11 protein-coding genes are annotated in these 13,051 nt (G+C 30.8%); all 11 read right to left on the bottom strand.

What is annotated here, in order from left to right:
- Positions 1-131: 131 nt before the first annotated feature.
- The 11 genes from ACPX19_RS12885 to ACPX19_RS12835 all read right to left on the bottom strand — a co-directional run bounded on the left by ACPX19_RS12885 (position 132) and on the right by ACPX19_RS12835 (position 12,576).
- Positions 132-746 carry a sugar transferase gene (locus ACPX19_RS12885; protein ID WP_426430426.1) on the bottom strand — a complete coding sequence of 205 codons (615 nt, stop codon included), beginning with the start codon at positions 744-746 and terminating at the stop codon, positions 132-134.
- A 72-nt stretch (positions 747-818) separates the two neighbouring features.
- Complete coding sequence (locus ACPX19_RS12880) at positions 819-1,949, bottom strand: glycosyltransferase family 4 protein (RefSeq protein WP_426430425.1); 1,131 nt, start codon at positions 1,947-1,949, stop codon at positions 819-821.
- Between the two features lie 4 nt (positions 1,950-1,953).
- Positions 1,954-3,858 (bottom strand): asparagine synthase (glutamine-hydrolyzing), encoded by a 1,905-nt coding sequence (gene asnB / locus ACPX19_RS12875; RefSeq protein WP_426430424.1) that lies wholly within the window; start codon positions 3,856-3,858, stop codon positions 1,954-1,956.
- Between the two features lie 5 nt (positions 3,859-3,863).
- Positions 3,864-5,015: a glycosyltransferase gene (locus ACPX19_RS12870; RefSeq protein WP_426430423.1), complete on the bottom strand. Its 1,152-nt coding sequence runs from the start codon at positions 5,013-5,015 to the stop codon at positions 3,864-3,866.
- Positions 5,016-5,081: 66 nt separating this feature from the next.
- A complete protein-coding gene (locus tag ACPX19_RS12865) occupies positions 5,082-6,020 on the bottom strand; it encodes an ATP-grasp fold amidoligase family protein (protein ID WP_426430422.1) in 939 nt (312 codons plus the stop codon).
- Positions 6,021-6,078: 58 nt separating this feature from the next.
- Positions 6,079-7,158, bottom strand: a complete 1,080-nt coding sequence (locus ACPX19_RS12860) for a glycosyltransferase (protein WP_426430421.1) — start codon at positions 7,156-7,158, stop codon at positions 6,079-6,081.
- A gap of 73 nt (positions 7,159-7,231) precedes the next feature.
- The gene (locus ACPX19_RS12855) at positions 7,232-8,302 is read right to left on the bottom strand and encodes a sugar-transfer associated ATP-grasp domain-containing protein (protein ID WP_426430420.1); all 1,071 of its coding nucleotides are present in this window, start codon (positions 8,300-8,302) and stop codon (positions 7,232-7,234) included.
- A 39-nt stretch (positions 8,303-8,341) separates the two neighbouring features.
- A complete protein-coding gene (locus ACPX19_RS12850; RefSeq protein ID WP_426430419.1) occupies positions 8,342-9,424 on the bottom strand; it encodes a glycosyltransferase in 1,083 nt (360 codons plus the stop codon).
- Positions 9,421-10,392, bottom strand: a complete 972-nt coding sequence (locus ACPX19_RS12845) for an ATP-grasp fold amidoligase family protein (RefSeq protein ID WP_426430418.1) — start codon at positions 10,390-10,392, stop codon at positions 9,421-9,423. Before ACPX19_RS12845 ends, ACPX19_RS12850 begins: the two co-directional genes overlap by 4 nt.
- Positions 10,393-10,974 (bottom strand): serine O-acetyltransferase, encoded by a 582-nt coding sequence (locus ACPX19_RS12840; protein WP_426430417.1) that lies wholly within the window; start codon positions 10,972-10,974, stop codon positions 10,393-10,395. It lies immediately after the preceding gene.
- Between the two features lie 57 nt (positions 10,975-11,031).
- Positions 11,032-12,576, bottom strand: coding sequence for a lipopolysaccharide biosynthesis protein (locus tag ACPX19_RS12835; protein WP_426430416.1), 1,545 nt, complete (start codon positions 12,574-12,576; stop codon positions 11,032-11,034).
- Positions 12,577-13,051 lie beyond the last annotated feature (475 nt).

Raw genomic sequence — 13,051 nt, 5'->3', positions numbered from 1 at the left:
TGCATTATTATTATTGCTTGTCCCAAATAAAGACGATAAAAGGTAAATATTTACGTTGTTAAATTTTAGACTCAATACTTTAGATACTAAAGATTTAAGGACGTCTCAAATAATAGGAATGCTCTTTATTATTAGGCTTTACCTTCAGTGCCCATAAATTCTGGCATAGGTTGATTTGACGATGAATTTATATCTTTTTTGCCAATGACATTTTGTATCGTCTTGAGAAAGATTTTACAATCTAATATGAACGACTGATTATCTACGTAGTAGTTATCTAGCTCAAATTTTTCTTCCCAGCTTATGGCGTTTCTGCCATTAACTTGTGCCCAGCCTGTTATTCCAGGGACGACGTTATGTCTTCTAAATTGTTCTTTCGTATAACGAGTAAGGTATTTAGGGAGTAAAGGACGTGGGCCAATTAAGCTCATATCTCCTTTTAGCATATTGAAAAGCTGTGGGATTTCATCTAATGAATATCGTCTACAGATATCACCAACTCTTGTAATTCTAATGTGGTCTGGTAAGAGCTTACCATCGGGATCTTTTTTGTCATTCATGGTTTTAAGTTTCACAATAGTGAAAATTTTCCCATGTTTCCCAGTTCTTTGTTGATAGAAGAATGGTTTACCGTTATTGGCAATAGCTAATAAAATTATAATTGTTAATATGATTGGTGATAGGATTATCAATCCAATTAAAGCAATTATAAAATCGATCAATCTTTTAAAAAATAACTTATACATAATTGGTTGATTATTTGCTGGTTATTTGTATTATATTGTACTATAAGTTTAGTGTAAAGTAATGACTTTTTATTAAAGTGATTTATTGATTAGTTCAATTAAATCATTATTAATTATGTTTACATCAAAACGTTCTTCAGCGTATTTACGACTATTGATTCCCATTTCCTTTATTTTATCAGGATTGGTAATAAAGAATTCCATAGCATTAATCAAAGCCTCTAAATTTTGAGGTTCGATCAATTTTCCGTTAACACCATCTTTAACGGATTCTCTACAACCTACAGAATCAGTGGTAATTATTGGATTTCCACAAGCGAGGGCTTCAAGAGTTGTTCTTGGTATGCCTTCCCTGTAATAACTCGGTAGTACAAAAATATCTCTTTGGTGAAGGTGTTTGTCTACATCCATTTGTCTACCATGAAAAACGATGATGTTTTTCTCATGTAATTCATGCAATTCATCTTCACTGATTGCGCTAGGTGAGGTTTCTAGGGCACCAATAACATGAAACTCAGTATTTGGATATTTTGGCTTCAGTGCTCTTGCAGCATCCATGTATAGTGCAATACCCTTTTCTTTGATTAACCTGGCAATAAGTAAAAAACTAACTCTATCTGTCGGACTTTTTTCTTTGAAAGTGAATTCATTCAGGTTTACACCAGATCCACTCACAAAAGCTACAGGTTGCTTTTTTGAAATTACTTTACGATCTAAAAACAATTGATAATCATCCTTGTTTTGAAAGACGATAAACTTGTTTTTTCTAATTGAAAGCTTGTATAATGTTTCGTTAAAGCGCTGTAAAATCCTTGCTTTTCGTGTAAGTCCAGTAAATGCAAAGCCTAATCCTGTGATTAATGAAATTACCGGAACTTTAATCATATTAGCTGCTAATGACCCATAGATTACAGGTTTTACGGTATAAGGAAATACTAAATCTATTTTGTTTTCTTTCATTATAGATTTCAATTCTAAAATAGATTTAAAATCTTTGAAAGGGTTTAAACCTGTGCGTTGCAGGTTAAACTCTATTGGATGTGCACCACGCTCTTTTATTAATTGTAAGTCCTCTTCGGTATAACTAGGTGACGCTGTAAAAACCTCAAAGCCATTAGCAACTAGGCTTTTAATGAAATCACCTCTAAATCGAATTAAAGAACCAGCAAAGGATGCTATAATAAGTACTCTTTTCTTTTGCATTTTGTTAGTTTTCATTTAGAAAATTAAATTTATACCACTTTTGGAAACAATAGTAAGACCATACTCTGAAGGTACTATCTTTCTTGCTGTCAAGATGATCTTGAACCAATTTGGTTATAACGTCTACTTTAAAAATGCCTTGTTTTTTGAGCATTTGTGGTTCTATATAACTTTCTAATTCTTGTCGCAGACTTTGTCTAAGCCAATCGCCAGTAGGTGAGCCAAATCCACTTTTGCCTTTTTCTAAAAAGTCTTGTGGGAATTGATCCCTAAACGCTTCTTTTAGAATGTACTTTTTGTTCCAGCCTTTCATTAGGTAGCTCTCTGGTAAAGTGTTGGTGAACTCCCAAATAGACTTGTTTAAAAATGGTGCTCTACATTCTAAAGAGGTTAGCATACTGGTTCTGTCCACTTTTGCTAACATACCACCTTCAAGACTTAAGATTTTGTCTACAAGCCTAAAATCTGTAAGGCTTTCAATCTTTTGCTTACCTAAAACTTCTTTATATTCTTGAAATAAATCACTATCGTAATAATCGTCGTTCATTATTTCTGATAGAAGTTTACTCGTATTAGCTAGCGAAATGATGTCCCAATAAAAATCTCCTTCGTAATTAATAGCATTTAGTAGCTTATTAATTTGAAATCTTTTACCACGCGTATCATCTTTATTGATTAGGTATTTGTTGCTCAGCTTAGCAATAGTTTCATGAAGTACTTTAGGTACAACACTTGTGTACCTCTTGTTCATTTTGCCTATATAATACTTATTGTAACCGCCAAACACTTCATCACCACCATCTCCAGTTAAAGCAACAGTTACGTGCTCTCTAGTTTTTTCTGAAAGTAGATGTGTAGGCAAGGCTGCAGTATCTGAGAAAGGCTCATCAAAATTAACGAGAATCTCATGGATATTGTGCTTTAAATCATCTTCATCTATAATAAATTCATGATGATTACTGTCTAACATTTTAGCAACCACACGAGATTTGTCGGTTTCGTCATAAGATGCTTTTTTAAAACCTATTGAAAAGGTATCAATCTTTTTGTCTGTTGCTTGAGACAAACAAAGCGATACAATAGACGAATCTACACCTCCAGACAAAAATGTACCTAAACCAACATCTGCGATGGACCTGCTATCTACACTGTTGTAAACCAGTTCTCTTGTTTTTGCCTTAGCATCTTCAAAAGAAATATTGGCAGTTTTTGGTAAGGGTTCATCGTTAATTTTATGGATACTATATTCAAAGGAGCTTAAATCGTATTCTAAATAGTGATTGGCTTCTAGCTTGTGAATATCTTCATAAATCGTATATGGTGCAGGTATGTAGGTTAATCTAAAATAAAGATTTAACCCCTTTTTTGAGATATTTGGCTTATAATCAATAGTTTTTATGATAGATTTTAATTCTGAGGCCCATAAAAACTGACTCTCATTTTGTGTGTAGTACAATGGTTTTTCACCAAAGAAATCCCTAGCTATAAATAGTTTATTAATGTTTTTGTCATATATACTAAAACCATACATGCCATCTAGCCATTGAAAGGATTCTACACCATATTTTTCGTAGGCCTTTAAAATAACTTCCGTATCACTAGTGGTATGAAAAGTAACCCCTTCAGACACTAATCTAGATTTTATAGTTCTGTAGTTATAGATTTCACCATTAAATACAATGACAATCTGTTTGTCATCAGAGAATATAGGTTGCTTACCTGAAGATAAATCTATAATTGATAGACGACGCATGGCCATACCAACAGTGCAATTATCATTCTGCTCTGCAAAAACACCATCTTCATCAGGTCCTCTATGAATGATAAGGTCGTTCATAGCGTTAAGTATAGAAGACATTTTGTCTTTACTCATCTTGGTTTTATCTATAAGTCCGTTAATTCCGCACATATACTTTAGCTTTTAATAAATTGATTGAATTGGCTGTAAATTGACTTTAGTTCGTAAGCTTTTGCACGTTCTAAGCTCAGATGGCTAAAGCGTTCTCTTTCAGCAGGATTTTGATGGTAATAGTCTAAAGCTTTGCTTAGGCCAATATGGTCATCGTTATTTACCAATAAACCGTATTTGCCTATGTAAAATTCGCCGTTTTTTATATTAATGGGTTCGTTTTCATTTAGTAATTCTAACGGACCAGACAAGCAATTGGTTGAAACACTGGGCAAACCAATAGCCATAGCTTCAATTAAGGCATTTGGAAAACCTTCTGTAAACGAAGAGAGTACAAAGCATTGGCTATTTATGAGATACTCATTTACCTTTTTAACTCTTCCTTTAAGTGTAACTTGGTCTTCTAATTTCAGATTCACTATCTCTTCGGTCAAATAGTCTCTTAAATCGCCATCACCAAGAATAGAAAAATCATAATCTAATTTAGATTCCTTTATGGCTCTAACGACCATGATTTGATTTTTTCTTTTGTTGATGGTACCTGCTGTAATAAGCTTTAGCTTATCCGTTTTAGTATTCAGGCTTTCAGGATGTATTGTATTACTTGGTAATTCTATTGGGTTATAAATAACCTCCATAGGAATTTTAATACCAAAATTATTCTTTAAATCATCATTAATGTAGACCGAATTAGAAAATAATTTATCACATTTATTGTATAAAATAGGGTAGAAGATCTTAGAAATATAGAAGGACAACTTACTAGTTACATTATCCGAAGGGAAACCTCTTTCGCTAATAATTGTTTTTACATTTTTATTGAATGTTGCTACAATTCCGTTTATTAAATTAGGAAATGCTAAAAATGAAATTGAGATTTCTATGTTGTTCTTTTTGATGAAACGGTAATACCTGAAAATAAAATTAATAGAATCAAAGAACTTCTTGTAGAAAGGTCTATCAGCATTTTTATTACTCATTGCGAAAACTTCAACACCGTCTGGCACAGGAAAGTGCAAAACTTTATGAAATAGCACTAGAGTAACGTTGTAATCGTGCCTAAGCTCTTTTAAGAGTAAGCTAATGACTTTTTCAGCACCACCACTTGCTAGTGATATGCTTAGGATGGTAATATTTTTTTTCTGATTTGGGGTCATAAAATAAATATCTTGTTGATATTATGCATATTAGTGCCAAACATAACAACAATTAATATACTATACTTATTTTCTCGATAATTGTAGATTTTCTATGTTTAACAGTTTTCCTAACTTAAAATCATACTCTTCTTGAACAAATTTTGATAAACCAGAGGAATGATGTAATGTTAATTCCCCAATGTATATCTTTCCGTCTATATTGTACATATCTACTCTTAAACAAACGAAATCTCTAGCTAATTTTTTAGCAATTTTTTTCATTTTTTTAAAGTTTTTAGGCTTCTCTATATGAGGACCTTTTGGTCTTTTCCATTCAAAAGGTAATAAGTTCCACTTACTATCGTAAAGATTTCTTGATCTGTTAGCTTCAAATCTATCGATATCTACAATTATAAATGCTAATTTGCCATTAAAAAATAAAAATTTATAGTCATAAGGTATATTGCCTTCTTTTGTGGTTAATAGTTGCTCTACAATAATGCGCCTAGTTATGTTTTTATATTGCCATTCTCTGGTAACAACATAATGGTCTTCTTTTAGTAATCTACTAAACTTTTCTTGGGTCTTTTTCCAGTCGATTGTGGAGCTATCTCTAACAATGAGACCACCAGAACTGTCATGGTTAGTTTTTATGATGAAGTTAGAATCCGGTAAATTTTTTGGAATTAAGTCTTTTGCGTTTTTGGTTTCAAAAAACAATGGGATTAAATATTTGTCACCTATCTTTTGCTTTACATAACCTCTGACAGCATACTTATCAGCGATTGTGGTATAAAGTTCTTTTCGGTCATACAATTTAAGCCAATTTAATTTTTCATTTAAAGTTTTTGGATTTTTTAGGTCTAAAGAGTAGCCCATATGTCTTTTAAAAGCATTTTTTACCACAAATTCATCTGGCAATAGACGTAACCCTAGAATATAGATTTCATAAAAAACTTTAATAGTATAATAACCCAATGTTGATTTTCTGTAAAAATTTGAAATTATTTTTCTAGCACTCATTTTATTGTACAACTTAGGGAATTGTTGTCGACCTAATTAAAATTTATAAATTACTATTTTAACTTACTACGCTGGTTATTAAATTTTCGTAATCTTGAATGATTTTATCTTTATTGAACTTTGAAAAGACAGATTCCCTGATTTTTTCAGGATACCAATCTTGCTTATGGTTCAATTTTTCTACAAATTGTTCTTCAGTTTCAACTAAAAAACCATTGAGACCATCTTCTATAATTTCATCAAGTCCACCAGGTGCCTTAAAAGCAATAGCAGGTGTTCCGACAGAACAGCTTTCTATTAAACAATTCGGGAAACCTTCGGCATATGAAGCCTGTAAGTAAAAATCACTTTCTGATAGATACTTTGAAACTTCATTAGTATATGGTACATGCGAAATTTTATCTTCTATACCTAGCTCTTTGGCCTGCTTAAAGATGTTATCTTTTTCTGGACCAGAACCTATTATGGTATATTGATAAGGGTAGTCTAATTTTGACAAACAATTGAGAATCCTTTGATGCCCTTTAGACTTTTTTAACCTAGCAACTGTAATGTATTTAATAATATTGCATTTGAGTTTGGGGTTAGGCTTAATTTGAAAGCTATCGGTAATAGGATTATTGATAATTCTTAGTTTTTCTTGAGGTATATGATACTCATCCCTCATATGATTATACATATCTTTAGATTGACATAAGATAATATCAAGTAGTTTGTAGGCAAATTGAAAAGATTTCACCACTTTTCTTTTGGCTGAAGTTTTCTTTTCAACTCTAAGCTTTACGGTATCTTGACTTACGATTGTATGCCTACCAATAAATTTGACTTTAGGGAAAAAGACAGAAATCAATCCCATGGTAATATTTAGATGCGAAATAGCACTTATTATTACTTGGGGTTTTTCTTTTCTGAGCATTTTCATTAATGGAAAAACAGCACTCATTACCCTATCTTTATTGAGATAGCGTACTGTAATTCCTTCTATATCATATTTATTGTCTTTTTTAAAACCTATAACAACTAATGTACTATAAAACTTGTTTTTATCTAGATTTTGTGAAACATATGACATTACCCTTTCGGCACCACCAGCTAACAGAGTAGGTATTATAAAAAGGACCTTTACTTTGTTTTTCATTTAGATTTTAATTCATAAAAATTTAAGTATTCTTTTCTTATAGGGCTTATGTGAAAAATTGAATACCTGTCAGTTATGATAAGTTTTGTTTTTTATTTAATTTTTCCCATCCTAGATCTCTAAAACAAGGTCCTTGCACCATTTCATTAAAGGTTATTCCGTTATGTCCTCCATTTAGCTCAATAATTCTAAGATTATTATTATTGTCAACAATTACATCCCAACCAATACAGCGAATAAATGGAATAAGAGCGTGAAGTCTTTTTATTTCTGATATACAATGCTCAAAGACCGGTAATTTCATTCCTGGGAAGTCTATATCAGAGTCGGGTAACTTTTCTGTAAACTCACTTTTTGGATAGAAGGCCAATCGTATATTCCATAAGCACCCATTTTTTATATCTATTGGTATTCTCATCTGACGAGAGGAAATAACATGTGAGTCACCTTTTCGGCCAAATCTAAAATAACCTGCCCGTACTTCAATTTTTCCATCATCGTCACAAACCGAAGTCAGTCTAATTGTTGACAATGCAGAGTCATTAAATTGGTTGAAAAAAGAATGTTGGATTATAAATCTTTGAAAGACACCGTTTCCAAGTTTTCTGATTTTATTTATATCAAAGGTATTTTTGTCAAAAAAATATACGCCTTTACCTTGTAGGGAATTCTCAATTTTAAAAACTATACGCTCTTCATTTTTAAATAAATGATCTTTGAATTTGTTTGGGGCAAGTACTTCATTTATTTGATTAAATAACAATCCATTAATAAAATATCCTATATCTGAAGAATATTTGTCATTTAAAACTTTGTTTATAATCGAAGATCGATCACAGATCTTTCCGTAATCACCCTTATAATGGGGCACAACAAATTCACCGTAATAGTTATCTGGAATCCAACCTTCTTTAAATTCGTTTGTGAAAGAGCAATAAGACATAAGCCATGGCGCATATTTTTTATGGCCAAAAACATCTAGAGCATACTCGGTACATAATTTTTTGTTTTTACTGGTGAGTTTACCTTTATAGCTTTCTGTGAGCCTCATCATTCTGAAAGCCTCAAGGTTATGTTCTTTATGATAAATATACTTTTCACCCTTCTTTAGTACATTTTTAGCTATTTTTTTTATTGTTTTCATTTTATATTTCGTAAACAGGTTAATGCCTTGGCTATGAATTTAATCTAAAACTTCAATAAACAAGTTTTCATAATCATCAATAATTTTTTTTAGATTAAATTTTTTATATACAGATTCCCTAACCTTTTCTGGGTTCCATTTTTGCACATAATTTAATTTTTCTATAAATTCTTTTTCATTGTTAACCAAAAAGCCGTTTACACCATTCTCGATGATTTCATTCAATCCACCAGGCGCATTGAATGCAATTACTGGCGTACCCACTGAACAACTTTCTATTAAGCAATTAGGAAAGCCTTCTGCATATGACCCCATTAAATAAAAATCACTCTCTGAAAGATATTTTGAAACTTCATTTGTATATGGTATATGTGTTATATTATCACTAATTCCTAATTCCTCAATAATATTGAATATATTTTCTCTCTCTTTTCCGTCACCTACGATAGTATATATAAATGGATAATTTAGCTTAGCTATAGCCCTTAAAATTCTTTCATGTCCTTTCATAGGTACTAAGCGCGCAACAGTAATGAAATGTTTAACTCCTTCACTATCATGAGTATGGGGTTTTAATTCAAAGTTATTCCTTAATGGATTATGGATTACCCTACGTTTAATTTTTGGAACTTTATAATAATTGTTGTCCATATCGTCATACATATCCTTTGATTGGCATAAGACAATATCAAGTAAGTTCGTTCCTGTTCTATATATTTTTTGTATTGCTCTTTTTGAGAAACTTTCTTTTTTATTACTTAATGCTATTGGATTTTGGTTAACTATTGTATGTCTGCCAATAAATTTAATTTTAGGAAACAACAATGAGATAAAACCCATCGCTACATTAAGATGCGACAATGTGCTAAAAACAATTTTCGGCTTTTCTTTTGAGAAAATTTTTATAATTTCAAATATAGAATCCAATACTCTTTTCTTATTTAAAAACCTCACAGGAATACCAGATACAGGGTAGGTGCTATCTTTCTCAAACCCAATTATTATTAATTCAACATCAAATTTTTGTTTATTAATAAACTGCGGTATGTATGAGACAACTCTCTCGGCACCACCTCCATACAGAGTAGGTATTATAAAAAAGACTTTTATTTTTTCATTCATTTTTTAGATTTGTTTTTTAAGGCTGAAATGTCCAGCATATCCCCAAACTTTCTATCGGATTCCATTTCATAAAACGCTTGAAAACCTGAGGCATGATAAAATGTTAGTTCACCAAAATAAATTTGAGATTTAACTAAATAAAGATCAACTCTAATGTAGGCAAAGTCTTCAGCTAATTTTTCTGCAACCTTTACCATTTCATCAAGATTTGAAGGTTTTTCCATATTTCTCCCATTGGGCCTTCCCCAATTACTGGGAATCAAATTCCAATCTGAATCATAAAGATTTCGTGTTCTTAGTTCACCAAACCTATCAAAATCTACCATTATAAAACCGACCTTACCGTTAAAACAATGAAATTTTATATCCTCGGGTATACTGCCATCATCATGGGTTAATAATTGCTCTACAATAATCCTAGGTTCAATATCTTTATATTGCCACTCTATAGTACTATAATAATGATTTTCTCTAAGTAATCGCTTAAATCTTTTCTGAGCTTTCTTCCAATCTACTTTTGACTTGTCTCTAACAATTAGACCGCCAGAACTGTTATGGTTTGCTTTTATAATAAAATTCGCCTCTGGTAAATTTTCTGGAACTATATCCTTAACATTCTTTGTTTCAAATAAAAGAGGTATTAAATACTTATCGCCAATCTTATTTTTAACATACTCCCTCACTTTATATTTATCTGCCAATATGGTTTGTATAGGCCTTCTGTTATTGAGCTTTAGCCAGTTTATTTTCTCATTTAAAGTTTTTGGATTGTCTAAATTGAGATCATAGCCCATGTGCTTTTTAAAACTTCTTTTTATGATAAACTCATCTGGCATAATTCTGAGTCCGAGTTCATATAGTTTATAAAAAGGTCTGAGAATTGAGTAGCCAATTTCAGAATCTCTGTAAATGTCAGAAATAAACTTTCTTATTTTAAAGGCAATTTTATTTTTTGGGTTTTGATACATTTAAAGATGTTTTATAATTTGACTAATATCCACATCACCAATGACTTTTGCTGGAATACCAGCAATTACGGTGTTTTCTTTTTCAAAAGATTTATTTACTACAGCATTAGCACCAATGGCAGTATTACTTGCTATTGAAATATCTCCGTAAATTTTGGCGCCAGGTGCTATGTAAATATTATCACCTAACTGAGGTGCTTGGGGATTACCACCAGAAGCACCAATATTCACACAAGCGTGCATTCTGCAATTAGCACCAACTTTAGTTGCTTTATTTATAACAATTGTACCATAATGAACAATTGATAATCCAGGCCCAAAAACATTAATAGGGATTGAGAAACCAAGCTTTATCGATATTTTTTTGAACTTATACTTTAGATATGCTACATATAGTTTGTTTAAACCTTTATTCTTACAATTAGTGTAAAACTCTAACTTACGCATTCGTTTTTGAAAGGTATATATAGGATTTGGTGAAATGACGCCAATTACCTTACTCTTTAGCGTATTAGATTTAACGTTTAGGGCAATTCTATCTCTTTCTATATAGTATTTGTAATCGGCTTTGGACTTTATCATTTTTGGTGGTTAGAATTTAATAGCAAGAAACTTTTATAAATATAAATCAATTCAAAATCATCTGGATAGTTTGTTGATAACTAACGTTTTTACTCTAATGCAAAACACTTTAAATCCTGGTACAAACAAATACAATAGGGTTGTATATGTTACAGTAACAGCAACAGTAACTTGAATAGCGTATATAATCCAATTAAATAGATTTATATTTTCAGAATCATAAAAAAAGTAATCTTTTACGAAATTAATAATGAAAGCAGATGCAACAAAGACCAATATCATAGGTAGAAGGCCTTTCCAGTAGAGAAAAACACTTTTCTTAAACCCATTTTTGTATAAGAAATAAGGTTTCCATAGTACAGCAATTAAAAACAGGCTTACTACAGTACCCAAGACTATACCTGCAATGCCATATAGTTTACCGAAAATAAATGATATTGCAAGATTTATCAATGCTTCAGTTATGGCAGCCCAAGTATCGGAATATAAGCCATAAGCATTTTTAAAACGCTCTATTGGTGAGCTAATCTGTATCATAAAGAAATTAGCAATCATTAGTAATAATATAGTATGAGATAAGATGTATTTTTCTCCTAACCATAATATTATAAAGGCATCCATTGTATGGTAAATAATCATACTAAAGAAACCAGCAATAAAAAATTGAATTGCAATAAGCTCCCAAAGTACTTTTTTGATGTTTTTTTCATCATCTTCAGCAATTAAATTCCCCACAGCAGAACCTGTGCCAGCAAAAGCCATTTTTACAAGCCCAATAAGTTTTAGAAATATTAATTGATAATTACCAAAAAAAGCAACACTCTGCAGATTGATAAGAGCATATATTAAGAGGTTATCTGTACCATTTTTAACAAAAGCACTCATTTTATGGAAGAACACCTGTTTAATCTTCACAATTATTTCAGGATATTCCTTAATGATTTCGGTTTTCTGAGAGGAATTAATAATTAACCAAGGGTATTCCTTTTTTATTTTATAGCGAACAACAATGCTGTAGACTATGCTAAAGATCAATTCTAGAGTAATGTACAGATAAAAGTTTTTAAAATATAGGGCAACAATAACCTGAAGAATTACCCGAACAATATTAAAAGTCTGAAAATATTGCTGTACTATATATCCTTTTTGATCAGCTCCCAATAAACTAATATGATAGTTAACAAAATAACTTAGAAGAACAGATATCAATAATGAGTAAAACACATAGTATATAAGTATTATAGAGAAAGGGGTCTCTTCAAAAATTAAAGGGAAGAAAAGAGAGATAATGAATCCTACACCAAAAATAATATACCCAATTTTTCTGTAGAGTACACCTAGGAGCGCTATGATTTTGTTAATTTCTTTATGATTTTTATCAAAGATCGGTTTATATAGTGTAAAACCTATAGCAGTGCCAATACCTAGCTCAGCCAAATTGAGAAAACTTAAAACGCTTCTTAGAGTAGTTTCTAAGCCTATAAATTCATCACCAAGATTATCTAAGAAAATCTTTCTGGAAAAGAATTGCACAAAAATTGATAGTATGAAGAAAAATACACCAACTTTTGCATTTTTTAAAGATTTGGAGACTCTAGACATTTATGCATTATTATAAACAACAATAATATAAAATGATTAGTAGAATCTTATATTTTCATGATAATTTACCTTAAAAAACGTCAAAAGTGCAAATAGGTATTTCTATCAGTTTTGCATTTATCATATTGCTTAATCCCTATTCGTTATCAGCTTAAATTATTTTATGTATTAGATTGTTAATAAACTTGTTATAACTTTTTAATATTCATAACATTCTCATTATCAAATAGAGTTTGTAAATATTTAATTTCGCATTTTTATCGATTAAGATGTTTTATTTGTAAGAAAAAGATTCGTATTGTTAAAAATTAAAATTTATAGTCCAAATAAGTGCTGTTGAACGTATTTATATGAATTTTGTGGAAAAAAAACCATTTTAAAAGTATTTTCTTACAAAAAAATGTTTTTAATCGAATTTTAATGTATTTAGACTTTAAAATAGATTTTTAATATTTAATATTGTTACACCCCAAAT

It is taken from the genome of Winogradskyella sp. HB-48, assembly GCF_049942685.1.
Lineage (GTDB): Bacteria > Bacteroidota > Bacteroidia > Flavobacteriales > Flavobacteriaceae > Winogradskyella.
Note: the sequence above shows the minus strand (reverse complement) of the source record. Positions and strands in the feature narration are given on the sequence as shown.